Source organism: Pseudoalteromonas sp. G5_S1_54_S4 (genome assembly GCF_054968565.1).
Genome location: NZ_JBQKUL010000022.1, coordinates 22,490 through 47,223 on the forward strand (window position 1 = coordinate 22,490; position 24,734 = coordinate 47,223).

Sequence of the window (24,734 nt, forward strand, 5' to 3'; positions counted from 1 at the left end):
TACTCGTCACAATAACAGTTAGGATAACGTGCCTTTGCAGGAAGTGCAAAGAACAATTGATCTATATCAATATTAACGCGGAAAATGCTAACTGTTTGATAATATTTTAAACAGTTAGCATAAAAAAGGGGGGATTAATCTGCTAACTCACTTAAGCACATTTCATCATATACTTGAGCACACCATTGTTTAACGCGTTGCTCTGTTAGTTCCGGCTGACGGTCTTCATCAATACCTAAGCCTACAAAGTGCTTGTCATCAGCCATACCTTTTGATGCTTCAAAATCATAGCTGTCTGTTGGCCAATGTCCAACAACAATAGCACCACGCTCTGTTACGATATCGTTGATCATACCCATAGCGTCTAAGAAGTATTCTGCATAGTCTTCTTGGTCGCCACAGCCAAAAATAGCTACTAGCTTACCTTCAAAGCTTACTTCTTCAAGCTCAGGAAAAAAGTCATCCCAATCACACTGCGCTTCGCCATAGTACCAAGTTGGAATACCGAATAAGATCAGATCAAATTCAGCAATCTCTTCTTTAGAGCTTTTTGCAATGTCATGCACAGCAACGAGCTTTTTACCCAATTCTTTTTGGATCATTTTTGCTACGTGTTCTGTGTTACCTGTATCACTTCCGAAAAAAATGCCTACACTTGCCATGGATTTAAACCTTTTATCTATCAATAGCCAATCTTTCTTGTAAAATTGTTTCGATCAACGCACTACGGCTAATATTTTGTGCATCTGCCATATCACTCAAAGCCTGATACAGCTGTGACGAAACTTTAAATTCAACACGCTTTAAGCCACGTGCTTTATCTCTTTTTATTTGATTACGTTTATTGACCTTTAACTGCATATCCCGTGGAAGGGGATTGGTTTTCGGCCTACCTGGACGTTTCTCGTATTCAAATAAATCAAGTGTTGTTCTATCTGTTTCTGACTTGGCCATGCTTAACCTACACCCGCACCTTGCCAAAATACCTGAATAAGTCCTTTGGCAATAAAGCCAGAGCAACCTAAAAAAAGTACCAGCCACACAATATAACGACCAAATTTAGGCACATTGCCGCTTTTCAGTACGTCTTTAATTGCCAAGCCGATAAAAATAAAAATACCTGCTAAGCCAAAATACAACCCTAAGGTATCAAATTCGTTAATAAACTGACTGACCATCGACGTATAACCTTTAAATTAAACGGCGCGTACTATAGCACATAAATCTTTAATTATTTAGTGTGATAAATCAAAAACACGCCACAAAAATAACATTAAACTTCAGTTAAAAAATCATTGATTGCTTTGTTTACAGCCTGTGGTTTTTGGGCATGCAACCAATGACCCGCACCATGGATGATTTTTGCACTTACATTTTTAAACAGCGAATTAATTGCTTCACGGTGCTCAGCTAATATGTAGTCAGAGTCATTACCTTTAATAAACAGAGTTTCGCATAAACAAGAATTATTTGCATTAATGTTGTCGGTAATTGTTGAATATTTATTATCAAGCACTGATAAATTGAATCGCCATACAAATTTCCCTGCATCATTTTTATATAAACTCTTTAGTAAAAATTGACGTACACCTAACTCTTCTATATACGGTTGCATTAATAAATCAGCTTGCTTTCTATCACCAATATCGGCATTTTTTACTGCATTTAATGCCTCAATGATTTGGGTATGACGAGCCGGGTAGCTAACTGGGGCGATATCAAGTACCACTAATTTATTGACTAATTCGCTATGGGTTAATGCAACTTGCATTGCCACTTTACCGCCCATGGAATGCCCTACAAGGTGGGCTTTTTGTATTTTCAATTTCGTCATTAATTCAACAACATCATTAGCCATTGCAGTATAATTCATTTCATCGCTGTGGGGCGAAAGGCCATGATTACGTAAATCAACATTGGTTACGCAAAAGTGTTCACTTAATGGTTTTGCAATCACATTAAGGTTTTCTAATGAGCCAAACAGTCCATGGATCAAAACAACATCAGGACCTTGACCAATTTGTTTGTAATTTAATTGCATAAACGTCTCCCATAATTTTGCGCATAGTTTGCCGAGCATTAACTAAAAAAGCAAAAAATACAGATATTATTTAAACGCTGGATGCAAAATACCTAGCTCTCTGATTATTTGGTCATTATTAATTATAGTTATGTTAAGGCAGTGAGGGTTTAAAAGCGATTTATACTCGTCATAGCTTTTAATAATAGAACGACTATTATTTGCAATATTGTCTTGCCTAATATCGCTTTTAATTCCAACGACGCTCGCATCTTGAGGTGATTTGGGTATAATCATATCGAAAGAAAAATGTGACCCGTAATGACAGGAAGAACATGAAACAAATCGACATAGACGACGAGTTATATCAGTACATTGCTAGCAATACCCAGAGTATTGGTGAAAGTGCATCGACTATTTTACGTCGTTTATTAAATCTCAGCGGCGAAAAAATTCACACTACAAAATCAGACACTGATCATAAAAATGAAACTGTTAGTGTGTCTAATCCATCTGAAGAACAACAAGTTGCTGCCGTTGAACAGCCAGCCTCTGTGGCGAAACCGCCGGTAAATAAAAAGAATGCGAACGTATTTAATATTTTAAATAAAGAAGAGCTGGCAATGCAAAAAGGCGTTGTAGGTCGTTTCTTATTTATTTTAAGTGCATTTTATCGAACGCATAAAACAGACTTCTCTGCGGTGTTAGATATTAAAGGTCGAGATCGTGTTTACTTCGCGACCAGTAAAGAAGACTTAGTGAATAGCGGTAGTAGTATGAACCCAAAAAATATCACTGACAGTGAATATTGGGTGATGACCAATTCTAATACCACGCGTAAAAAAATGATGCTGCATGAAGTTGCACTTAGTTTAGGCTACAGCAATGAGCAAGCTGAAAAAATTCGTGATTATCTTTAAGGAAAGACCATGGCAATTCATTCCGGCGCAGGGAAAACTGCACCACAATCGGTTTTAGTGAATGTACCAAAGTTAGTGTCTGCGTATTATTTAAATGAGCCTGACTTAGAGCAAAACCCCGAGCATTGTGTTGCATTTGGCACCTCAGGGCATCGAGGCTGTGCCTACGATGTAAAATTTAACGAATCGCACATATTATCAATTACCCAAGCTATTTGTGATTACAGAAAGCAAAACGATATATTTGGTCCGTTATTTTTAGGTAAAGATACCCACGCACTGAGCGAGGCGGCCTTTAACTCAGCAATTGAAGTGTTGGTTGCTAATGAAGTCCAAGTGATCACCCAAGAAAATGGCGACTTCACACCAACACCAGTAATTAGCCACGCTATTGTTAGTTATAATAAAAATCACCCAAATGAATTGGCCGATGGCATTGTCGTTACTCCGTCTCATAATCCTCCTGAAGATGGCGGGTTCAAATATAACCCACCTAATGGCGGTCCTGCAGATACAGATGTAACAAAATGGATTGAAGATAGAGCCAATCAGCTTTTAATGGAAGACTTAGTTGAAGTAGAACTGTTTCCATTTGCTAAAGCGTCGCGTTCTGGTTTTATCCGCTATGAAGATTTAATGACACCGTACATTAATGATCTTGAAAACATTGTTAATTTAAAAGCGATTAGTGATGCTGGTATTAAAGTAGGTATCGATCCATTAGGTGGTTCAGGCATTAACTTTTGGCCAGTGATTGCTAAAAAATATAATCTAGATTTAACCGTTGTAAATGACAGTGTTGATCCGCGTTTTGCATTTATGCCACTTGATAAAGATGGCAAAATTCGTATGGATTGCTCATCACCTTATTCAATGGCTAATTTAATTGCCCTTAAAGATGATTTTGATTTATCGATTGGTAATGACCCTGATTATGACCGTCACGGCATAGTAACACCAGATGGGTTAATGAATCCTAATCACTTTTTAGCCGTAGCGATTGACTATTTACTAACGCATCGTGATTGGGATGCCAGTGTTGAAATCGGTAAAACTCTTGTTTCTAGCTCAATGATTGACAAAGTAACTGAGCGCAACAAGCGTAAAGTAAAAGAAGTACCCGTTGGCTTTAAATGGTTTGTTGAGGGTTTAAACAAAGGCAAATTGGCCTTTGGTGGTGAAGAAAGCGCTGGAGCGGCTTTCTTACGTTTTGATGGCACGGTTTGGTGTACAGATAAAGATGGCTTTATCATGGGCTTACTCGCCGCTGAAATTCTTGCTGTTACAGGTAAAACACCGTCTGCGCTGTATAAAGAACTAGAGCAAGAGTTTGGTGCGCCACTTTATAAACGCCTAGATGCGCCAGCAACGCCTGAGCAAAAGTCGCGATTAAAAGCACTCAGTGCTGGTGACGTAAAAGCAGATACCTTAGCGGGTGAGCCTATTTTACAAAAGCTAACTCATGCGCCAGGTAATAATGCAGCTATTGGTGGGCTAAAAGTGGTAACTGAAAGTGGCTGGTTTGCGGCGCGTCCGTCAGGTACAGAAGATATTTATAAAATTTACTTAGAATCATTTAAAGGCGAAGAGCACTTGGCCTTATTAGAAAAAGAAGCTAAAAAACTGGTTGATTCAGTGATTAGCTAATATGCAATTACAACTAAAAACGGCTGATTTTATCAGCCGTTTTTGTATCTATAATTTACAAAAAAAAGGGCTTTTATCGTTATGTCAGCCACTGCAGAATATATTAATCAATTAAAACAAGATGGTGATTTTTTAACGCTTTCGCGAAACCATGAATGGCATTTAGAGGCAGGTCAATTTACGCTTAACAACCAGACTAAAGTAACCATACACGATACCGGAGTGATTGAGTTTGAACCAGATTGTATAACCTCAAAAAATGTGGTGCTATCCAGTGCCATTCATGGCAATGAGACAGCCCCCATTGAAATTTGCGATGAACTCATTAAACACATTATTAGTGGGCAACTTGAATTACAACAACGGGTTTTATTTATTTTTGGTAATCCTCAGTCAATTAATATTGGTAAACGATTTGTAGAAGAGAACTTAAACCGCTTGTTTAACGGCCACCACACTGTTGATGGTATAGCGATGAACGACGAACGCGTTCGCGCTGATAAACTTGAGCAATATGTTAGCGATTTTTACGCCCGTTCAGAGCAGGGTACGTATCGCTGTCATTATGATTTACATACCGCTATTCGCGGTTCTAAAAACGAAAAATTTGCTGTTTACCCATTCTTACATGGCAAGCCTTGGAAAAAGTCGCAACTGCAGTTCTTATTAAGCTGTGGTGTGAATACAGTATTGATGATGAAGTCGCCAGCCACCACGTTTAGCTACTATTCGTCGTTTGTGCATGGTGCCGACTCATTTACTGTAGAGCTTGGGCAAGTGAAACCCTTTGGTGAAAACGACATGTCACGCTTTGCAAAAACAAAACAAACTCTAACTGCATTAATTAGCCAAAAAGAAGTAAAATACCCAGAATTTAATGCAAGCGACTTTGAGTTGTTTTCTGTTCATCGAACTATTAACCGCACAGAGCAAAACTTTAGTTTTCCGTTTTCTGACGATGCCGAGAATTTTACAGGGTTTGCAAAGGGTGAGCTTTTAGCCACCGATGGCGATAATGCCATATATGCCGACGTAGAAGGGGAAGCAATTATTTTTCCTAACGCACAGGTAGCCATTGGGCAACGTGCATTACTTACAGTAGTCCCTATGCAAGTGGATAGCCGCTTTAGCTAAATCAACACATCAGACCACTTGTTATTAAAGTTTAACCAACTGATTAATAAGTGGTTAATTATATGTATAGTTAACTTGCCAGTTTTTTGCTCATTATTTACTTTTGTTTGGTCACAGTTTTGTTGAATAACACTTTACGTTAACGTAAAGTGTTGGCAGCTTTAATTAAATACAGTGCAGATGTTGCAAAGTTTATTCAGCAACTATCACCCATAATAATAATCCAAAGGGGCGCTGTGATACCGACAACAAAAGAAGGTAGGTTATGAGTAATCCCAATAACGTATCGCTGAATATTAATCATGAGCTTGAGTTTATTGACGGCCACGCACTTAATATTCCAACCCTGAGTATTTTAACTGAGGACGGCGACATTCATCCTAGTGCTCCTGCACCTGATATTTCTAAACACACCGCTATTAAATTATACGAAACCATGCGTTTTATTCGTTTATTGGATGAACGTATGCAGGGTGCTCAACGCCAAGGGCGTGTTAGCTTTTACATGCAGTGTTTAGGGGAAGAAGCGGCGGTAACAGCCTCTGCTGCAGCCCTTGAACAAGATGACATGATCATGGCGCAATACCGTGAACAAGCAGCCTTACACTATCGTGGTTTTACCCTTGATCAATTTATGAACCAAATGTTTTCGAATGAATTAGATTTAGGTAAAGGCCGTCAAATGCCGATCCATTATGGTTCTAAAGCACTTAACTACATGACCATTTCATCACCTTTGGGAACACAAATTCCACAGGCTACGGGTTACGCATATGGTCAAAAAGTAAAACACATTGATGCTAAAACAGGTGAACTAGCAAGTACTATTGATAACGTTACTATTTGTTATTTTGGTGAAGGGGCTGCCTCAGAAGGTGACTTTCATGCAGGCTTAAATATGGCTGCAGTACATAAAGCACCGGTTATCTTTTTTGCACGTAACAATGGTTATGCTATTTCAACCCCAGCCGATGAGCAATTTAAAGGCGATGGGATTGCATCGCGTGGTGTGGGTTATGGTATTAAAACCATTCGTGTTGATGGCAGTGATGCGCTCGCCGTTTACGCGGCTACTAAAAAAGCCCGCGAAATTGCTGCAACACAAGGTGAACCGGTATTAATTGAATCGATAGCGTATCGTTTAGGTGCGCATTCAACATCAGATGATCCAAGCGGTTACCGTTCAAAAGATGAAGAAGCAAACTATAAAACATGCCCAATTGAGCGCTTTAGAAAATGGTTAGTAAAACAAAATTGGTTAGATGACGCAGAAGATATCAAAGCGAAAGAAACAATTCGTGATGATATTTTAGCGGCACTAAAACGCGCTGAAGTAATTGATAAGCCGGCGTTAGAAGAGCTAATTTCAGATGTTTACGATACGCCAATTCCATCTTTACAACGTCAATATGATGAACTTAAAACGCATATAAAAGCACATCCAGACGCCTACCCAACAACAGCAGGGAGAATTAAGTAATGGCTAAAATGAACATGCTACATGCAATTAATTCTGCTTTAGATATCACCATGAATGAACATCCTCAAGCGTGTATTTTTGGTGAAGACGTGGGTTATTTTGGCGGTGTTTTTAGAGCAACATCAGGGTTACAAGAAAAGTACGGTAAGCATCGCGTATTCAATACCCCGCTCACAGAGCAAGGTATTTTAGGCTTTGCAAATGGTTTGGCAGCCTTTGGTGCACCTGCATTGGCAGAGATTCAATTTGCTGATTACATCTTTCCTGCGTTTGATCAAATTGTGAATGAATCGGCTAAGTTTCGTTATCGTAGTGGTAATGAGTTTAATGTGGGTAATCTAACGATTCGTACACCTTACGGTGGCGGTATTGCTGGTGGTTTGTATCACTCGCAATCGCCAGAAGCGTACTTTGCTCACACGCCAGGGTTAAAAATTGTCGTGCCGCGTAACCCGTACCAAGCTAAAGGCTTACTGCGTGCGTGTATTAAAGACGACAACCCAGTGCTATTTTTTGAGCCCAAACGTTTATACCGTGCTTCAACTGGTGAAGTGCCTGAGGAAGATTACAGCATTGAACTTGGTAAAGCTGAAGTGGTTCAAGAGGGTACTGACGTTACTTTATTAGCGTGGGGTGCACAAATGGAAATTATAGAAGCAGCGGCAAAGCAAGCCAGTGAACAGGGCATTAGCTGTGAAGTGATTGACCTTCGCAGTATTTTACCATGGGATGTTGAAACGATTGCTAAATCAGTGACTAAAACAGGCCGTCTTATTGTTAGTCATGAAGCACCTATTACTAACGGTTTTGGCGCAGAAATAGCCGCAACCATCGCTCAAGAGTGTTTTCTGCATTTAGAGTCGCCTATTTTACGTGTTTGTGGCCTAGATACGCCATACCCGCTGGCGCTCGAAAAAGAATATGTTCCAGATGCATTAAAAGTAATGGCCGCAATTAAACAATCAGTGAACTTTTAGGGGTTTCCATGGCTAAAGATTTTATATTACCTGACATTGGTGAAGGCATAGTTGAATGCGAAGTAGTCGAATGGCTGGTACAAGAGGGCGACACTGTAAAAGAAGATCAGCCTATTTGTGATGTGATGACAGATAAAGCCTTAGTGCAAATTCCAGCGGTACACGATGGGGTGATCACTAAGCTGCATTGTAAAAAAGGCGATATTGCTAAAGTACATGCGCCGTTATTTGCAATGGATGTTGCCGGTGAAGCGCCTAGTGAAGAGACTCAAACAGCTTCTTCACCAACAAGTACTCGTGAACACTTAGAAGACTTTATTTTACCCGACATTGGTGAAGGTATTGTTGAGTGTGAAATTGTTGAATGGTTAGTTGCAGAGGGCGATGAAATAGAAGAAGATCAAGCCGTTTGTGATGTAATGACCGATAAAGCATTAGTACAAATACCAGCTAAATACACCGGTACAGTGCAAAAGCTGTATTATCAAAAAGGTGAAATTGCGAAGGTGCATAGCCCATTATTTCAAATGACGGTTGCAGGGCAAGTCGCAAAAGAAGACGTTGATGTTAACCAAGCAGTTGTAAAAGCACAAAGTAACGCAACGTCAGACGCACCTGCTAAGCAAACGCAAACTGCAATAGTTAACGAAAAAGCGGTTGCATCACCGGCGGTTAGGCGTAAAGCGCGTGAGCTTGACGTTGATTTAACCTGCGTACCAGGTAGTGGTAAAAATGGCCGTATTTATAAACAAGATATTGAAGCGTTTATAAAAAATGAAGTGCCATCTGGCATGGATACCTCTGAGCTTAACAAGCCACAAACTACCCAGAGTAAAAACACTCGTAGTACTGAACACGCAACTAGCGCGGGTGGAACGCGAACAGAAGTAATTAAAGGCATTAAAGCGGCCATGGCAAAACAAATGGTGGCTTCAGTTTCAACGATTCCGCACTTTACTTACAGTGACGAAATTGATCTAACTGATTTAATTGCACTTCGAACTGATCTTAAAGAGCAATATAAAGCACAGGGCGTTAAACTTACGATGATGCCGTTTTTTATTAAGGCATTATCTTTGGCAATGACTGAATTCCCGGTACTTAACTCAAAAGTAAATGATGATTGCAGTGAAATTACCTACTATGATGATCACAATATTGGGGTTGCAGTGGACTCTAAAGTGGGCTTATTAGTACCAAATATTAAAGCCTGCCAAACTAAGAGTATTGTAGAGGTGGCTAATAATTTAACGCAATTAACTGACTCAGCTCGAGAAGGCCGCGTAGCACCAGATGATTTAAAAGGCGGTACTATTAGTATTTCTAATATTGGTGCGATTGGTGGCACTATAGCTACACCAATTATTAATAAGCCAGAAGTGGCGATTGTTGCCTTAGGTAAATTACAGCACCTTCCGCGCTTTGACGAGCAAGGGCAAGTGGTATCGCGTGCAATTATGCAAGTAAGTTGGTCAGGGGATCACCGTGTAATTGATGGCGGCACTATCGCGCGCTTTAATAATTTATGGAAAGAATACTTAGAGCAGCCAGCTAAAATGATGATGGCTATGCGCTAAGTCTTTATATTCATTTATAAATTAAAAAACCAGCAACTAGCTGGTTTTTTTATAACTAAATAAATAAAAGCTAGACTGATTTAGCTCAGAAAATACAGGCCATAACCAACCATTAATGCCGGTATGGCGGTATAAATTGTAGCAATAATAGCCGCTTTAGGTGTCATGGCAATGGCTGGGAAAAGCGCATCGCCATCGTTGGAAATGGCATTGGCCGCTAATGCGCTAAACGGAATAACCCCTTGAATATATAAAGTGGTAACAATTATTTGCGGGCCACAGCCAGGTAAAAAACCAATTAATACCGCTATGAGCGGGGCCATATAAGCATAATTTAAAAACCATGTTTTTAAATCAAGACCAAACACTGTCACCAGTAGTTCAAATAATATAAAGGAGGCAACCACCCACGCGGTTACAAAATGAGTATCTTGTAGTACTTTTGTGAGTTTTGAAGGTGGACTGCATATATCATCTTCTGAGGTTACTTCTTTATAGCTTTCACCTTTTGAAGATAACGCCCACATAAATACGACAAACAACGCCATTAATGCGCCAAAATGAGTAACAGTGATTGTGGTGTACTGCCCAAATTGGCTCAAATCAATATTAAAAGCGAGTAAAAAGGCAATGAGTAACCCCGGAATAATAGCGATGTACCAAATAGGCTTACTGAGCGTAATTATTTTCGTCGGTAAAAGGGTAACCTGTGGTGTGTGCTTTTGATCAGTTGGGCATAAGTAGCCTGTTTTATGAAGTGTGTTGACGATTAAACCCGTTACTGAGCCAACCACAAACCCTATTGCCATGATGGTTAAACCCTCGGTAGGGCGAGTCGCTAATAATAAAAACGCGGCATCACCCATAGTGGCCGTTAATACAGCAACAATTGCGCCAAAGCTAGCTTGGCCTTTTGTAAATTGAGTCACCACAATAATCGCGCCACCACAGCCTGGTAACATGCCTAAAAAAGCAGCAAAGCTGACCTCTAATACCGGTGACTTAGCATTTAGGTAACGAAGCTTTAGTTGGGGTAAATGATCAATCGCGTAGTAGTAAATAAATAAGGTCGCAACAACAAACACACTGACTTGAAAAAAAGCATCACTCAGTGCAGTAATTGTTATGGCGCGTGAACCGGGCAGGGCTAAACAGACTAAAATTAACAGAGGTAAAATTAGGCGTTTATTTTGATGAAAAACACGTTTTGCAGCTGGCGAAATAACTCCTAAATGGGATGTTAAAAACATACAGTACGACCTAATTAAAGAATGAGATCGCACTGTACTATTTTATCAAATGATAATCAATATCATTTACGTGTTGGCGCAGTAGTTATTTTTTACGTTGAAACTCTGAGTTTTCATTCCACGTAGGCCACTGAGTTTGTTGTGAAATATCAAAACCTACTTTATAAAATAATTGTAAATCTTGAACCGCACCTGATAAATCCCACTCATCACGGTATCTATCACAAGGTTGGTGGTAACAACCACGCAGTACTAAGCTCATACGCTTACGGTAATTTGCAGTTTCTTCATCAAACGCTTGTGTACCGCCACCGGCATACATGGCAGGAACACCCATATTAGCAAAGGCAAAGTGATCTGAGCGGTAGTAACCACCTGAAGATGGTTTAGGGTCGCCCGATACTTTTCTGCCTTGCTCTTTGGCCGCAGTTGCTAATAGCTCATCCATTTGTGATTTACCAATACCCACCACACTAATATCTTTTACTTTACCTAATAGGTTTAAGCTGTCCATATTAATATTTGCAACGGTTTTATTAGCTGGAATAACTGGATTCGCAGCATAATATTTCGAGCCTAATAAACCTTGTTCTTCAGCGGTTACCGCTAAAAAGGTCATTGAGCGGTCAGGGCGTTTACCTAGTTTGGTAAATGCTTCAGCCACTTCGATCATACCGGCTGTACCTGTCGCATTATCGTGGGCACCATTATAAATTTGATCGCCTTTACGATTTTTATCCGTTCCTAAATGATCCCAATGCGCAGAGTAAATAATATGCTCATCTGGCGTTTTACTACCGGGAAGAGTGGCAATAAAGTTATAAGATACCGATTTTTTGATGGTATTTTTTACATTCACAGTGGCAGCTAAATCGCCCATATCTACATGGTAAGCACCTTTAGCTGCTTCTGCTTTAGCAGTATCAAAATCAAGGCCTGCTTTAGTAAATAGCTCTTTTGCTACATCAACAGTAACCCAACCTTCAACAGCAACACGATCCATGTTGTTATTATCTTTTACAAAACCAAACTGCTCGCCACTCCACGAGTTCTCAACCACTGACCAAGGGTAAGAAGCAGGAGCCGTTTCATGAATGATAATAGCGCCCGCTGCACCTTGACGGCTTGCTTCTTCGTATTTATAAGTCCAGCGCCCGTAATAGGTCATGGCATCACCGGTAAATAAGTTTGGATCTTTAGTTGCAAAACCAGGATCATTTACCAGCATCACGACGGTTTTACCCTTAACATCTAGGCCTTCGTAATCATTCCAATTATATTCAGGTGCGTTAACACCGTAGCCGACAAATACCAGCTCTGAATTTTCAATCCCTTCTTGCGCACTTATACGGCTACTACCCATTACCATGTCTTTTTTGTATTGGTAGTCTTTACCGCCAATATTAAGCACCATGTCAGAGTCTGCTTCTAATGATACAAGCGGGACTTCTTGGAAAAAGCTGTCGCCATTACCCGGCTCAAAGCCTAAAGCAGTAAATTCTTTTGTTAAGTAATCAAGCGTAAGCTTTTCACCTTCAGATGAAGGAGCACGTCCACCAAATTCATCAGAAGCTAACACTTTTACATGCTTAGCAATTTCATCCGCTTGAATGCTGTTGTAGCCTTTAGCGACATCATCAGATGTAATACTTGTTGTTGCACAGCCGGCTAAAATTGCCGTTGTTATTAGGGTCAAAGAAAAATAACGTTTCATATTGGCTCTTTTTTTGTTCTAAGTGGCGTTAGTATATGAACTTCTGTTAATTAGAACCAGTTTTTGCGGTAAACTGTTGCTGATAAAAATGTACAGTAAAGGTAACAATGAAGCGTTTTACTCCCCCAGAACAATTTCAAGTAACGAGTATAAATGGAGGTGCATTTGAGCACCTTCGTCAGCTGTTTAAAATAGATCAGCAAACAGACTGGCCTGAGCCTGCGTACTTTACCCCGTATTTAAACGCCATCAATGCTAATAACCTCCCCATTCGTTTTGTCGATGATGCCAAGGTTGATTTTGCTGAGCGCTATTATGAACAAGTCATTTTTGAAACAGGGGACGTGCCCACCCGACAACAAAACTGGCATGATCTGTTTGGTGGTTTTATTTGGTGCTTATTTCCAAAAACAAAAGCCCTTATTAATCAGCGTCATGTTGATGAAATAGCGTTGCATGGATTAAAACAACGAAGTAAACACCGTAACGCACTGACCTTGTTTGACGAGTGTGGGGTTGTGCTAGCTGTCAGCGAATCACAGTGGAAAGAGTGGTTAAGAGATCATCAATGGAAAACTGCATTTGTAGAGCACAAAGTACAGTGGGGTAAAACCATTGCGCCTTTCATGTTTGGCCATGCTAATTATGAAATGTTAACCAAACCTTATATTGGACTGACTGGCAAAGCCTTATTTGTAAATGTACCGGATGAAATATTTTGTAAAGATTTAGTAACGCAATACCAGTACCTAGATCAGCGCCTTTATGAGATGATTAAAACTGATGATTGTTTAGCCGATAACAAACAGCTTTCACCTTTACCTTTATTAGGTGTTCCTGGTTGGTTTGATGAGAATAACAATCCATCATTTTACGATAACACGGACTATTTTAGACCGAAACGAAGGACACTAAAATGATAGAAGTTACCGCGCTTAAAAAGAAGTTTAAGCTCACTAAAGATCATAAAAAAAATAAAATAGATGATATAGACCCCCGTGAAGATAAAGATTATTTTCACTCGGTTAAAAATGTCAGCTTTAGCTGTGCAAAAGGCGAAGTACTAGGGCTATTAGGACCGAATGGCGCGGGCAAAACCACAACATTAAGAATGATCTCTACCGCTTTAAAACCGGATGATGGCAGTATTACTATTGCAGGAAACGACATAATTAAAATGCCACTCATTGGGCGTAAGTGTATTGGTTTTTTATCCGGCTCGACTGGTTTATATGGTCGTTTAACGGTAAAAGAAAACATAGAGTACTTTGCAAAACTGCACGGCATGAGCAAGCAGGCTATTAAGGCACGCTGTGAAGAATTATTTACCTTACTTGATATGCATAAATTTATTGATAAACGCGCTGAGAACCTATCAACCGGCATGAAGCAAAAAGCCAACATTGCGCGTGCTGTGGTACATCATCCAGACGTTGTTATTCTTGATGAGCCAACTACCGGCCTCGACATTATGACCACCCAAACGGTGATCAACTTTATTAAAGGCTTAAAGGCACAAGGTACTCCTGTTATTTTTTCTACGCATCATTTAGATGAAGTAGCCCTTTTATGTGACCGCGTTGCGGTGATTAATGAAGGCGTTAGTTGTTTTGATGGCACGCTCGCTGAATTTAAACAGGCAGGCAACAGTGAAGAATTAAACCAAGCGTTTATGAACATATTAACGGAGAAACATGATGTTTGAAGTATTTAAAAAGGAATTAACCGAGCTGCTACGCGATAAAAAAACCTTATTGTTCGTGGTGGTATTTCCCATTGTGGTTTTCCCGTTGTTATTTGCTGTGGTTGCGTTTATATCCTCGCAAGCTGCGCTTGATGCTGAACAAAAAGTAAATACCTATGTGATTATCAATGGCGACTATGCACCAGAATTTACTGATAAAGTATTTTATCACAAAAGCTTTGAGTTATATAAAGGTGATAAAACCTTCAACAGTGTTGAGGAGCTAAAAGCTGGTGTAAACGCCGGCGATATCGACATGGGAATATACCTGCCAAGTGATGCAGTGCAAACATTAAATGAGCAAAAGCAAAGCGAATGGCAAGTTGTATTCAATGATTCAAAATCAATTAACTTCTTATTTGAGCGTGTCAAAGAGCTTGCTAAAGAGTACAGTGATACTTTACAAGAAAGTAAATTATTGAGCTTTGGTATAGATAAAAGCGCACAAGAAGCTATTTTAAAGCCAGTTAATGTAGTTAAAGTAGACACTGCCGATAAGCGCGAAAACCTAGGTGAAAAAGTGGGTGGGTTTTTACCTTATCTACTTATTCCGTTAGTACTGGTAGGCGCAACGTATCCGGCTATTGATTTAGGGGCCGGTGAAAAAGAACGAGGTACCTTAGAAACTTTATTACTTACACCTATTACTCGTACCGAGCTAGTATTGGGTAAATTCATTACTCTACTCACTACGTCAATTGCATCAACCACGATAACCGTTATTAGTATGGGGTGTTGGATAGCCTTAGCGCTGGCTTTTGCTGATCTTGAATTTATCAAAGCCGCTTTTAGTACATTGGCTATCACAGACTTACTAATGATTTTTGTCTTATTATTGCCTATAGCTGCAACCTTTTCTGCATTAGCTCTGGCAATATCAATCTATGCACGCTCGTTTAAAGAAGCGCAAAATTACATGACGCCATTAAGTATGGTCGTGTTTTTCCCGATTATTATTTCAATAATGCCTAACATGGAACTGACCTCGAAAACGGCGTTTATTCCGGTAACTAACGTCGCCTTAGCGATTAAAGAAATTGTTAAAGGCACCGTTGATTACACGCTGGTGGGATTGATATTCCTAGCAACAGCACTCATCGCTGGGGCACTACTGGCATTTTGTGTGAAATGGTTTAACCGTGAAGATGTGTTGTTTAGATAATTCATAAGTATAAAAAAGGTCGCAGAGCGACCTTTTTTATTAATTATTATTAGGTTTTAGTGCTGAAATGAGTACTTAAAAAATCGAGCTTGGCTTACAGGAATTAATAAAAAACCGCTGTATGAAAAAATCATACAGCGGTTTTTTAATTAATTTTAAGCTTATGCATTAAATTGATTTTTGATTGTTTCAATCGCGCTATCAATATCTATCATTAGCTTTTCACCAGTGCGGCGGTTTTTAAGTTCTACCTTGTTTTCATCAAGGTTACGCTCACCAATTACAAGCGTGTAAGGTACACCGAGTAATTCCATGTCGTTAAACATAACACCAGGGCGCTCTTTACGGTCATCAAATAGCACATCTAAACCTGCATCTTTCAAACCTTGATATAGATTATTAGCAATATCAGGGATACGATGCGATTTATGCATATTCATTGGCACAATTGCTAAATCGAAAGGGGCGATGGCTTTAGGCCAGGTAATACCGTATTGGTCGTTATTTTGCTCAATAGCTGCAGCAACAACACGCGATACACCAATACCATAACAACCCATAGTCATTGTTTGGTTTTTACCTGATTCGCTCAGTACACCTGCTTTCATTGCTTCTGAGTACTTAGTACCTAGTTGGAAAATATGACCAACTTCAATACCGCGCTTAATTTGCAACGTGCCTTGACCACACGGGCTAGGATCGCCCTCAACAATATTACGGATATCAGCAACTTCGTAGTCTGTTACGTCGCGATCCCAGTTAATACCACTAAAGTGCTCATCGTCTTTGTTGGCACCAGCTACAAAATCAGCCATTACATTCGCTGTTCTATCAACAATAATTGGCATGTTTAAGCCAACAGGGCCTAAAGAACCCGGTTTTGCGCCAATGGCAGCCACAATATCTGCCTCGGTTGCCATTTCTAATGGTGCAGCAACCAGTGGGTGTTTTTCAGCTTTAAGTTCATTAAGCTCGTGATCGCCACGCAGTACTAGTGCAACTAAGCCACGTTTTCCGTCTTCATCAGGGGCGCCATAAACAATCAGTGTTTTAACACCGCGATGTGGTTTTACACCATAGTGTTTTTTCAGCTCATTAATTGTTTTAGCATCAGGCGTTGGGAATGCTTTTAGCTCTTTGCTTGCTTCAGGGCGCGATTCAGTTGGCGCTAGCGCTTCAGCTTTTTCAATATTAGCGGCGTAGTCACTAGCATCACTAAAGGCAATAGCGTCTTCGCCAGATTCAGCAAGTACGTGAAACTCATGCGATACACTACCGCCAATAGAGCCGGTATCAGCAATAACAGGGCGGAAATCAAGACCTAAACGTTCAAAAATATTACAGTAGGCTTTGTGCATAACTTGATAAGTTGCATCTAAACATTCATCGGTTAAATGGAATGAGTAGGCATCTTTCATAGTAAATTCACGAGCACGCATAACACCAAAGCGCGGACGACGTTCGTCACGTACTTTAGTTTGTACTTGGTACAAAGTAATAGGCAGTTGCTTGTAGCTGTTAATTTCTTTGCGGACAAAATCGGTGATCACTTCTTCATGGGTAGGACCCATAGCAAATTCACGATTGTGACGATCGGTAAAGCGCATAAGCTCAGGACCAAACTCACTCCAGCGGCCCGATTCTTCCCATAAGTCAGCCGGTTGAATTACTGGCATTAGCATTTCAATTGCGCCTGCTTTATCCATTTCTTCGCGTACAATGTTTTCTACTTTTCTAAGCACACGTAAACCAGAGGGTAGCCAAGTGTATAAACCCGAAGCGACGCGACGGATCATTCCGGCTCTAAGCATTAATTGATGCGATACAATTTCCGCATCTGATGGCGTTTCTTTAAGTGTAGCGAGTATATATTGACTAGTACGCATGTTTTTTCCGAAATAGAGTAATATGTTCTTTTAATTAAGGCGCTCAGTTTACCAGCGGATGCATTGACACTAAAGCGCTAAGTGATTTTTTATCGCATTTTATAGCCATAGCAGGGTCTTAAAGTTAGTTTAACTGAGCTCTATATGAGTAACCAGATGATGAGAGTCAGTCACTTGCCAAGTAATGTTGTATTCATACAAATTCATACCATAACTTTGCATGCCTTGTTTTTGCTTTTTATACGCTGGGCGAGGGTCTTGTTTTAGTACATTACTAATAAACGCTTGTAGCTCAGGATAGTGGCTTTGTTTATTTATAAATTCCAAAGCTTGCTCACTAAATTCAACACTCATGTGAGTTTCTGGGCGCGTGTCGGCAAAGCCTGCACTGGCATCAGGTAAAGCGTCTGAATAGGGCAAATAAGGCTTAATATCAACAATAGGTGTACCATCAAGTAAATCAATACCGGCGAGCAATAACGCTAACTGCCCATTTTTGTATTCAATTCCCTCTAACTTAACAGCACTCATCCCTATAGCGTTAGGTCTGAATGTAGCGCGTGTGGCAAAAACGCCTTTACGCTCATTGCCACCAAGGCGCGGCGGGCGCACCATTGCTGAATAGCCTTTATCTGCGGTTTCATGAAAACGAAATAATAGCCAAATATGGCTAAATTCATCTAAACCACGAACAAATTCTTCACGATTAAAATCTGGAGCAAAAATAAGTTTAGCTTTTGCTTCTGGCACTAATCGAGGTTGTCTAGGAATGGCAAACTTTTGTTTATACGGTGATTGAATATGGCCAATAGCCGAAATCTGATAATCGCTCATAATGCTCGCTAACAAATAAAATAGGGGGGTATTCTACCTGTAATTACCATTGGTGGCATTAGCTTAATATAATCAGCATAAAGAGAGTTTAGACTGACTGGTTTAAATGTGGAATAAAAAAGGGCAAGGCTAAACCTAGCCTTACCCTTATATTGCAACTATTGAGTTGTTATTAAAACATATATTGGAAAGATACTGACGCAACGTCCATTTCTGGATCAATATCATCATCTAATTCGTAACGCTCATACTCTAAACGCACTTGCATATTGGTCGTGAAAGCATATTCAATACCTGCACCATAAAATACGTCACCACCGTCTTGTGATACGCTAACGCTGCCTACTGGTAGTTCTTGAGTTAAATCAGCATCCCATTCAAACCAACCGCCTTTTGCATAAACAGAAAAATCTTCAGTGATTGGCGCTGCAAAACGCGCTGCTAGTGATACCCCATCAATTTCTGCTTTACTGTCTATGTCACTCACTTCATCAAAATTTTGATAGGCAAGTTCAAGGCTTAAATGTTCATTAAATTGAGTACCGATATAACCTTTTAACATTTGCGCGTCGTCATCGAAATCGGTGTCGTTTTCGCTATCTTCAAACTGAAATGAATATTGGCCGTAACCAATACCCGTATAAACACGTGGAGAGTCCATGTCGGTAACATCAGCCTGTGCTGCTGAATTAAAACCCAGTGTTGCTAAAGCAAGTGCAGAAAGAGAAAGTGTTTTAATCATTGTATAGCTCCTTTAAAAAATAAAATCTAATGTTCGATAGATTCATCAAACGTCGATTTATTGCAGTGAACATGCCAATAATTTTTTTGTTTAATATTTGCTCTTAAAGTGTATTTATTGAACTTTTTTGGTGGTTTAAGTACGCAAAACATCCAGCTGTTAAGCGTACTGTTAATTTGTAAAAAATAAAAATTGTAGAATTTACAGCTTGTTGTAGTTTATACATACCTGCAAAAGGTACTTAATTAAACTTGATAAAGTAAGTTTTCTGTTTCTATCGCTATTTGTTTCATTTTAATGGCGTAATTTTCTAGCTTTTTATCTTCGTCAGTAACAGATGTGAATTCAGGAACGGCAACAGGGTAACCCGTCTCATCCATAGCAACAAAACTTATTACACAATGATTAGTTTCAACTAAGTTTTGGGTTTTAGGGTCGCCACAGCGTACTTGAATGAAAATTTGCATACTGGTTTTACCGGTGTGTGCAATTTTGGCTTCCACTTCGACAATTTGGCCAACCAAAATAGGACGGCTAAACTTAACGCCCGCAACCGATACGGTTACGCAGTAATGACCGCTCCAACCTGCAGCACAGGCATAGCCTGCTTGGTCAATCCACTTCATGACCACACCGCCATGCACCTTGCCACCAAAATTTACATCGGTAGGCTCTGCTAAAAAACGAAAAATTACACTCGACGACGCCATAACATACTCTCATTTATTCATATTACTTAACAGCATAGCGCAAAAAAGGGGCCGAAGCCCCTGCAATTTAGGATAAGTTTATAATTTCTTTAGAAAGGTTGTTACATATTGGGGTAGTTAGGACCGCCAGCACCTTCAGGAGTGACCCAGGTGATATTTTGGCTCGGATCTTTAATATCACAGGTTTTACAATGCACACAGTTTTGTGCATTGATCACTAAGACTTGCTCGCCTTCGACTTCTTGTACTTCATAAACGCCGGCAGGGCAGTATCGCTGTGCAGGTTCATCAAATTTAACTAAATTTACCTTAATCGGAATTGATGCATCTTTGAGTTTTAAATGACACGGCTGCGATTCTTCATGATTAGTGTTTGATAAAAATACCGAAGAAAGCTTATCAAAGCTGAGTTTGCCATCAGGCTTCGGATAGGCAATCTTTTCAGCTTGATCAGCGTCTTTTAAAGTGGCGTGATCGGGTACGTTATCTTTAAAACTAAACGGTAGGGCACCCTTAAATATGTTTTGATCAAGGGTGTTGTATGCACCGCCTGCAAATTTACCTAATGTATGCATTGCAGGGCCAAAGTTACGAGATTGATACAGCTCTTTATACGCCCATGACTTTTTAAACTCAGCGGTGTACTGGGTTAAATCAGTGTTAGCTAAATCGTTTTGTAGCGCATTAAAAATGACCTCAGCGGCTATCATGCCTGACTTCATAGCCGTATGATTACCTTTAATTTTTGCAAAATTAAGCGTGCCTGCATCACAGCCCACTAACAAGCCACCCGGGAAATGCATTTTAGGCAAAGAGTGTAGACCGCCTTTGGCAATGGCGCGCGCACCATAAGCAATACGCTCACCCCCTTCAAGGGTGTTTTTAAATACCGGGTGGTGTTTTAAGCGCTGAAACTCATCAAATGGGCTTAAATGTGGATTTGAATAATTTAAATCAACAATTAAACCAACCACCACTTGGTTGTTTTCGCTATGGTACATAAAAGCACCACCGCCAGTATCGCCAATCAATGGCCAACCGGTTCCGTGAACTACTTTACCAAGCTGATGTTTAGATTCATCAACTTGCCAAATTTCTTTAAAACCTAAACCATAATGCTGTGGTGAACTTTCATCGTCTAAAGCAAACTGATTGATCAGTTGCTTACCTAGATGACCGCGACAGCCCTCAGCAAATACCGTGTATTTAGCACGTAACTCCATACCCGGCATGTAACCGTCTTTTTCGTCGCCGCTTTTATCCAGCCCCATATCACCGGTAATAATGCCTTTAACAACATCATCTTCAATAATAAGAGAATGAGCACTAAAGCCTGGAAATATTTCAACGCCCAAGTTTTCTGCTTGCTCAGCAAGCCAACGACATACATTCCCCATAGAAACAATGTAGTTACCGTTATTATGAAATGTGTTAGGGGTTGCAAAATGAGGAATAGAGGTTGCTTTTTGTTCGTTATTAAACCAATAAATTTCATCACTTTGGACTTTAGTCGTAACAGGCGCGCCGAGTTCCTGCCAATTTGGCAGTAATTCATCCAATGCTTTGGTTTCAAAAACGGCACCTGATAATACATGTGCACCAACTTCTGAGCCTTTTTCAACTACACATATCATGCACTCTTGTTGTTTTTCTTGTGCTTGCTGCGCGAGTTTAATTGCTGTTGAAAGCCCCGCAGGACCTGCCCCTACAACTACAACATCAAATTCCATGGTTTCGCGTTCAATCATAATAACCTCTTTATCTATGACGGACTCACCTTTGCATTATTTGGCAAAAAGTAAGCTAAGCAACCTGTTTCTTTGTTATGCAAATTAATCGTTACAGGTTGTGAATAGTTTAAGGTTATTTTAGGTTGACGTTTACGTCAACAGGAAGTAGTCTGATTTCATAAAATAAATAGGTTGACGTAGACGTTAGCTTATAGGTTTAAATAATTATGGAGTCCCTATGAAAGTTCTCGTACCAATAAAAAGAGTGATCGACTACAACGTAAAAGCTCGCGTTAAACCTGACAACAGCGGTGTTGATTTAACTAACGTAAAAATGGCCATGAACCCATTTTGTGAAATTGCTGTGGAAGAAGCGATTCGTTTAAAAGAAGCGGGTACTGCAACCGAAGTAGTTGTTGTTACTATTGGCGCTAAAGCATCTCAAGAACAATTACGCACAGCACTGGCTTTGGGCGCAGATAAAGCGATTCATGTTGAAACAGAAGAAAATTTAGAGTCTTTACATATAGCAAAATTGCTTGCCAAAGTAGTTGAACAAGAATCGCCTGAACTGGTTATTTTAGGAAAACAGTCAATCGATTCTGATAATAATCAAACAGGTCAAATGCTAGCGGCGCTGACTAACCGTGGTCAAGGTACGTTTGCTTCTAAAGTGGTTATTGAAAATGGCAAAGTAAATGTTACTCGTGAAGTTGATGGCGGTTTACAAACCGTTGCACTTAATTTACCCGCAATAGTCACCACCGATTTACGTTTAAATGAGCCTCGTTATGCGTCGCTACCTAATATTATGAAAGCCAAACGTAAGCCGTTAGAAGTTATTGCGGCTGATTCGCTAGGTGTAGATTTAGCCCCGCGTATTGAATTGGTCAGTGTAGAAGAGCCTGCAAAACGTAGCGGCGGGATTATTGTTGAAGATGTTGCACAGCTTGTAGAAAAACTTAAAACAGAGGCAAAGGTGATTTAAATGAAAACTCTTGTAATTGCAGAGCACGATAACGTTGCCTTAAAACCAGAAACCTCAAAAACGATTAATGCCGCTAAAAAATTAGGCTTTGACGTAGATGTATTATTAGCAGGCATAAACCTTGGCGCCATGAGTGAGTTACTCGCGAGCATTGAGGGTGTTGCGAATGTTTTACTTGCTGATAATGCAGTTTATGAGCATCAACTTGCTGAAAGTATGACAGATCTAGTGTTATCACTTGCAGATAGTTACAGCCATATTGTGGCAAGTGCAACTACTACAGGTAAAAACTTTATGCCGCGTGTTGCCGCATTATTAGATGTAGCACAAATTTCAGAAATTATTGATGTAATTGACGCTGATACATTTAAACGTCCAATTTACGCGGGTAATGCTATTGCAACGGTTAAATCGCTCGATAGTAAAAAAGTGATCACAGTGCGTGCAAGTAGCTTTGATTTACAAGGCGGACAAGCGCCAGCTAATGTTACAACCTTAGATACGGTCTCTGATTCACAGTTAAGTAGCTTTGTAAGTGTTGAGCAAACTGAGTCTGAACGCCCAGAGCTCACTGCAGCTGATGTGGTTATTTCAGGTGGTCGAGGCATGCAAAATGGTGAAAACTTTGCGCTACTTAATGGTATTGCCGATAAACTGGGAGCTGCAATTGGCGCTTCACGTGCAGCGGTTGACGCAGGCTTTGTCCCTAACGATATGCAAGTAGGGCAAACAGGTAAAATTGTTGCGCCTAATTTATATATTGCCGTAGGTATAAGTGGTGCCATTCAGCATTTAGCAGGCATGAAAGACTCGAAAATTATTGTGGCCATAAATAAAGACCCAGATGCGCCTATTTTCCAAGTGGCTGATTACGGTTTAGTTGCTGATTTATTTGATGTATTACCCGAGCTTGAGCAGGCTTTATAAAGTTAAATAATCACAGCATTATATAAAGTTAAATATTCTGATTTAAAGCCGCCGTTTCATTACTGATTCTGCGGCTTTTTTAATTCAATAACGCCACTTATCTAAATTACTTGCGATTTAAGTTTTTTTACTACAAAGTGACAGCGTTGTCATTTGTAGAAATACAAATTATTAAATAGGAGCCAAAATGACAAGGTATAAAGCACTTGATGCTATGCGTGGGCTAACCATAGCGTTAATGATACTGGTAAATACACCGGGTTCGTGGTCCCATGTGTATGCCCCTTTACTTCATGCAGATTGGCATGGCTGTACCCCTACGGATGTAATTTTTCCGTTTTTTATGTTTATTATTGGCTCTGCGATGTTTTTTTCGTTCAAAAAAACGAACAGTGCAGCCAGTGCTAGCCAAGTATTAAGACTAGTTAAACGTGGAGCAATTATATTTGCCATTGGTCTAGCTTTAAATATTTATCCTTTTACTACCAATATTGAAAACTTAAGAATACTGGGCGTATTACAGCGAATAGGCATTGCCTATATTTTAGCGTCTATCTGTGTATTGTTACTCAACAGGCGAGGGGTGATCAGCTTATCGGTTGTTATTTTAATTGCATATTGGTTACTGCTTTTAAGTGTTGGTTCTAATAATGCCTATACACTAGAGAACAACCTGGTTAGATCGGTTGATATAGCGGTATTAGGTGAATCGCATTTGTGGCAAGGTAAAGGATTAGCGTTTGATCCAGAAGGGCTTTTGAGCACCTTACCAAGTGTAGTAAGTGTTTTATTTGGCTTTGAGGTTACCCGCTAGCAGTCAATGGACAAGTATTAAGCGTTTGTTGGTCATTGGGGTTGTTGGTATCGCTTTAGGGCAATTAGGCTCGCTGATTATGCCAATTAATAAATCGCTTTGGACCAGTACCTTCGTTATTTACACCTCAGGGATTGCCTGTATTGTACTGGCCTTTTTTGTGTGGCTTTGCGACATAGTAAAACCCGAACGTCTTGTTAATCCATTAATTGTATATGGCTCGAATCCGTTGTTTATTTATGTGTTATCGGGTGTGTGGGTACTGAGCTATTCACTGGTTAATATTGGCGAGCTAAACTTAGGGGATTGGATGTATCAACAGTTAGCCTTAGTCATGAGTGCTAAATTGGCATCGTTCACCTTTGCTTTATTGCATGTTATTGGCTTTTGGTTAATTTCAAATATGCTTTATAAACGCAAGATATTTATAAAGATTTAGATAAAGACAATAAAAAACCAACCCTTAGGTTGGTTTTTT

Annotated in this window: 24 protein-coding genes; 13 read left to right on the top strand and 11 right to left on the bottom strand. The window is 39.9% G+C overall.

Annotated features, from left to right (window positions below):
• Positions 1–134: 134 nt before the first annotated feature.
• The 4 genes from fldA to ACTRWE_RS10035 form a co-directional block, all read right to left on the bottom strand.
• Complete coding sequence (gene fldA / locus ACTRWE_RS10020; RefSeq protein ID WP_008113772.1) at positions 135–662, bottom strand: flavodoxin FldA; 528 nt, start codon at positions 660–662, stop codon at positions 135–137.
• A 13-nt stretch (positions 663–675) separates the two neighbouring features.
• A complete protein-coding gene (gene ybfE, locus ACTRWE_RS10025; protein WP_008113775.1) occupies positions 676–954 on the bottom strand; it encodes a LexA regulated protein in 279 nt (92 codons plus the stop codon).
• Positions 955–956: 2 nt separating this feature from the next.
• Complete coding sequence (locus ACTRWE_RS10030) at positions 957–1,178, bottom strand: DUF2788 domain-containing protein (protein ID WP_008113777.1); 222 nt, start codon at positions 1,176–1,178, stop codon at positions 957–959.
• 95 nt (positions 1,179–1,273) lie between these two features.
• Positions 1,274–2,041, bottom strand: a complete 768-nt coding sequence (locus ACTRWE_RS10035; RefSeq protein WP_462879934.1) for an alpha/beta fold hydrolase — start codon at positions 2,039–2,041, stop codon at positions 1,274–1,276.
• Between the two features lie 314 nt (positions 2,042–2,355).
• On the opposite strand from ACTRWE_RS10035, the gene seqA reads away from it, so the two are divergent.
• From seqA to ACTRWE_RS10065, 6 genes are all read left to right on the top strand, one after another.
• On the top strand, positions 2,356–2,940 hold the full coding sequence (gene seqA, locus ACTRWE_RS10040; protein WP_010390110.1) for a replication initiation negative regulator SeqA: 585 nt from the start codon (positions 2,356–2,358) through the stop codon (positions 2,938–2,940).
• A gap of 9 nt (positions 2,941–2,949) precedes the next feature.
• Complete coding sequence (pgm, locus tag ACTRWE_RS10045; RefSeq protein WP_462879935.1) at positions 2,950–4,587, top strand: phosphoglucomutase (alpha-D-glucose-1,6-bisphosphate-dependent); 1,638 nt, start codon at positions 2,950–2,952, stop codon at positions 4,585–4,587.
• 81 nt (positions 4,588–4,668) lie between these two features.
• Complete coding sequence (gene astE / locus ACTRWE_RS10050; protein WP_036954674.1) at positions 4,669–5,721, top strand: succinylglutamate desuccinylase; 1,053 nt, start codon at positions 4,669–4,671, stop codon at positions 5,719–5,721.
• A gap of 265 nt (positions 5,722–5,986) precedes the next feature.
• The gene (locus ACTRWE_RS10055; protein WP_096038451.1) at positions 5,987–7,201 is read left to right on the top strand and encodes a thiamine pyrophosphate-dependent dehydrogenase E1 component subunit alpha; all 1,215 of its coding nucleotides are present in this window, start codon (positions 5,987–5,989) and stop codon (positions 7,199–7,201) included.
• Complete coding sequence (locus ACTRWE_RS10060; protein ID WP_013464999.1) at positions 7,201–8,178, top strand: alpha-ketoacid dehydrogenase subunit beta; 978 nt, start codon at positions 7,201–7,203, stop codon at positions 8,176–8,178. The genes ACTRWE_RS10055 and ACTRWE_RS10060 overlap by 1 nt, the downstream gene beginning before the upstream one ends.
• Before the next feature lie 8 nt (positions 8,179–8,186).
• Complete coding sequence (locus ACTRWE_RS10065) at positions 8,187–9,755, top strand: dihydrolipoyllysine-residue acetyltransferase (RefSeq protein WP_058154663.1); 1,569 nt, start codon at positions 8,187–8,189, stop codon at positions 9,753–9,755.
• Between the two features lie 80 nt (positions 9,756–9,835).
• Here the strand turns inward: ACTRWE_RS10065 and ACTRWE_RS10070 are convergent, their stop codons facing one another.
• Both ACTRWE_RS10070 and ACTRWE_RS10075 read right to left on the bottom strand, forming a co-directional pair.
• Complete coding sequence (locus ACTRWE_RS10070; RefSeq protein WP_462879936.1) at positions 9,836–11,005, bottom strand: putative manganese transporter; 1,170 nt, start codon at positions 11,003–11,005, stop codon at positions 9,836–9,838.
• An 85-nt stretch (positions 11,006–11,090) separates the two neighbouring features.
• A complete protein-coding gene (locus tag ACTRWE_RS10075) occupies positions 11,091–12,719 on the bottom strand; it encodes a M28 family metallopeptidase (protein WP_462879937.1) in 1,629 nt (542 codons plus the stop codon).
• A 107-nt stretch (positions 12,720–12,826) separates the two neighbouring features.
• Here ACTRWE_RS10075 and ACTRWE_RS10080 point away from each other — a divergent pair, with 107 nt between their 5' ends.
• Genes ACTRWE_RS10080 through ACTRWE_RS10090 form a run of 3 tightly spaced genes read left to right on the top strand, consistent with a single transcriptional unit; the run spans position 12,827 to position 15,625 of the window.
• Entirely contained in the window at positions 12,827–13,639 is an 813-nt protein-coding gene (locus tag ACTRWE_RS10080) for a DUF3025 domain-containing protein (RefSeq protein WP_462879938.1), read from the top strand.
• Positions 13,636–14,424: an ABC transporter ATP-binding protein gene (locus tag ACTRWE_RS10085; protein WP_462879939.1), complete on the top strand. Its 789-nt coding sequence runs from the start codon at positions 13,636–13,638 to the stop codon at positions 14,422–14,424. Before ACTRWE_RS10080 ends, ACTRWE_RS10085 begins: the two co-directional genes overlap by 4 nt.
• Positions 14,417–15,625 carry an ABC transporter permease gene (locus ACTRWE_RS10090; protein WP_090493040.1) on the top strand — a complete coding sequence of 403 codons (1,209 nt, stop codon included), beginning with the start codon at positions 14,417–14,419 and terminating at the stop codon, positions 15,623–15,625. Before ACTRWE_RS10085 ends, ACTRWE_RS10090 begins: the two co-directional genes overlap by 8 nt.
• A 161-nt stretch (positions 15,626–15,786) precedes the next feature.
• Here ACTRWE_RS10090 and ACTRWE_RS10095 read toward each other — a convergent pair whose 3' ends face one another.
• The 5 genes from ACTRWE_RS10095 to ACTRWE_RS10115 all read right to left on the bottom strand — a co-directional run bounded on the left by ACTRWE_RS10095 (position 15,787) and on the right by ACTRWE_RS10115 (position 21,545).
• Positions 15,787–17,511 (bottom strand): proline--tRNA ligase, encoded by a 1,725-nt coding sequence (locus ACTRWE_RS10095; RefSeq protein ID WP_033103411.1) that lies wholly within the window; start codon positions 17,509–17,511, stop codon positions 15,787–15,789.
• A 129-nt stretch (positions 17,512–17,640) separates the two neighbouring features.
• Entirely contained in the window at positions 17,641–18,345 is a 705-nt protein-coding gene (tsaA, locus tag ACTRWE_RS10100; protein ID WP_033103412.1) for a tRNA (N6-threonylcarbamoyladenosine(37)-N6)-methyltransferase TrmO, read from the bottom strand.
• Between the two features lie 172 nt (positions 18,346–18,517).
• A complete protein-coding gene (locus ACTRWE_RS10105; RefSeq protein ID WP_462879940.1) occupies positions 18,518–19,087 on the bottom strand; it encodes an outer membrane beta-barrel protein in 570 nt (189 codons plus the stop codon).
• Positions 19,088–19,332: 245 nt separating this feature from the next.
• Positions 19,333–19,797, bottom strand: a complete 465-nt coding sequence (locus ACTRWE_RS10110; protein WP_024602547.1) for an acyl-CoA thioesterase — start codon at positions 19,795–19,797, stop codon at positions 19,333–19,335.
• A gap of 101 nt (positions 19,798–19,898) precedes the next feature.
• Positions 19,899–21,545, bottom strand: coding sequence for an electron transfer flavoprotein-ubiquinone oxidoreductase (locus ACTRWE_RS10115; protein WP_462879941.1), 1,647 nt, complete (start codon positions 21,543–21,545; stop codon positions 19,899–19,901).
• Positions 21,546–21,765: 220 nt separating this feature from the next.
• On the opposite strand from ACTRWE_RS10115, the gene ACTRWE_RS10120 reads away from it, so the two are divergent.
• From ACTRWE_RS10120 to ACTRWE_RS10135, 4 genes are all read left to right on the top strand, one after another.
• On the top strand, positions 21,766–22,515 hold the full coding sequence (locus ACTRWE_RS10120) for an electron transfer flavoprotein subunit beta/FixA family protein (protein ID WP_008113816.1): 750 nt from the start codon (positions 21,766–21,768) through the stop codon (positions 22,513–22,515).
• The gene (locus tag ACTRWE_RS10125; protein WP_462879942.1) at positions 22,516–23,442 is read left to right on the top strand and encodes an electron transfer flavoprotein subunit alpha/FixB family protein; all 927 of its coding nucleotides are present in this window, start codon (positions 22,516–22,518) and stop codon (positions 23,440–23,442) included.
• Positions 23,443–23,629: 187 nt separating this feature from the next.
• Positions 23,630–24,256 (top strand): acyltransferase family protein, encoded by a 627-nt coding sequence (locus ACTRWE_RS10130; RefSeq protein WP_462879943.1) that lies wholly within the window; start codon positions 23,630–23,632, stop codon positions 24,254–24,256.
• Positions 24,240–24,695, top strand: coding sequence for a hypothetical protein (locus ACTRWE_RS10135; RefSeq protein WP_462879944.1), 456 nt, complete (start codon positions 24,240–24,242; stop codon positions 24,693–24,695). Before ACTRWE_RS10130 ends, ACTRWE_RS10135 begins: the two co-directional genes overlap by 17 nt.
• The last annotated feature ends 39 nt before the right edge of the window (positions 24,696–24,734 follow it).

Coding starts and splice junctions, on each gene's coding strand:
- fldA (WP_008113772.1), bottom strand. CDS start 662: ATGGCAAGTGTAGGCATTTTTTTCGGAAGTGATACAGGTAACACAGAA.
- ybfE (WP_008113775.1), bottom strand. CDS start 954: ATGGCCAAGTCAGAAACAGATAGAACAACACTTGATTTATTTGAATAC.
- ACTRWE_RS10030 (WP_008113777.1), bottom strand. CDS start 1,178: ATGGTCAGTCAGTTTATTAACGAATTTGATACCTTAGGGTTGTATTTT.
- ACTRWE_RS10035 (WP_462879934.1), bottom strand. CDS start 2,041: ATGCAATTAAATTACAAACAAATTGGTCAAGGTCCTGATGTTGTTTTG.
- seqA (WP_010390110.1), top strand. CDS start 2,356: ATGAAACAAATCGACATAGACGACGAGTTATATCAGTACATTGCTAGC.
- pgm (WP_462879935.1), top strand. CDS start 2,950: ATGGCAATTCATTCCGGCGCAGGGAAAACTGCACCACAATCGGTTTTA.
- astE (WP_036954674.1), top strand. CDS start 4,669: ATGTCAGCCACTGCAGAATATATTAATCAATTAAAACAAGATGGTGAT.
- ACTRWE_RS10055 (WP_096038451.1), top strand. CDS start 5,987: ATGAGTAATCCCAATAACGTATCGCTGAATATTAATCATGAGCTTGAG.
- ACTRWE_RS10060 (WP_013464999.1), top strand. CDS start 7,201: ATGGCTAAAATGAACATGCTACATGCAATTAATTCTGCTTTAGATATC.
- ACTRWE_RS10065 (WP_058154663.1), top strand. CDS start 8,187: ATGGCTAAAGATTTTATATTACCTGACATTGGTGAAGGCATAGTTGAA.
- ACTRWE_RS10070 (WP_462879936.1), bottom strand. CDS start 11,005: ATGTTTTTAACATCCCATTTAGGAGTTATTTCGCCAGCTGCAAAACGT.
- ACTRWE_RS10075 (WP_462879937.1), bottom strand. CDS start 12,719: ATGAAACGTTATTTTTCTTTGACCCTAATAACAACGGCAATTTTAGCC.
- ACTRWE_RS10080 (WP_462879938.1), top strand. CDS start 12,827: ATGAAGCGTTTTACTCCCCCAGAACAATTTCAAGTAACGAGTATAAAT.
- ACTRWE_RS10085 (WP_462879939.1), top strand. CDS start 13,636: ATGATAGAAGTTACCGCGCTTAAAAAGAAGTTTAAGCTCACTAAAGAT.
- ACTRWE_RS10090 (WP_090493040.1), top strand. CDS start 14,417: ATGTTTGAAGTATTTAAAAAGGAATTAACCGAGCTGCTACGCGATAAA.
- ACTRWE_RS10095 (WP_033103411.1), bottom strand. CDS start 17,511: ATGCGTACTAGTCAATATATACTCGCTACACTTAAAGAAACGCCATCA.
- tsaA (WP_033103412.1), bottom strand. CDS start 18,345: ATGAGCGATTATCAGATTTCGGCTATTGGCCATATTCAATCACCGTAT.
- ACTRWE_RS10105 (WP_462879940.1), bottom strand. CDS start 19,087: ATGATTAAAACACTTTCTCTTTCTGCACTTGCTTTAGCAACACTGGGT.
- ACTRWE_RS10110 (WP_024602547.1), bottom strand. CDS start 19,797: ATGGCGTCGTCGAGTGTAATTTTTCGTTTTTTAGCAGAGCCTACCGAT.
- ACTRWE_RS10115 (WP_462879941.1), bottom strand. CDS start 21,545: ATGATTGAACGCGAAACCATGGAATTTGATGTTGTAGTTGTAGGGGCA.
- ACTRWE_RS10120 (WP_008113816.1), top strand. CDS start 21,766: ATGAAAGTTCTCGTACCAATAAAAAGAGTGATCGACTACAACGTAAAA.
- ACTRWE_RS10125 (WP_462879942.1), top strand. CDS start 22,516: ATGAAAACTCTTGTAATTGCAGAGCACGATAACGTTGCCTTAAAACCA.
- ACTRWE_RS10130 (WP_462879943.1), top strand. CDS start 23,630: ATGACAAGGTATAAAGCACTTGATGCTATGCGTGGGCTAACCATAGCG.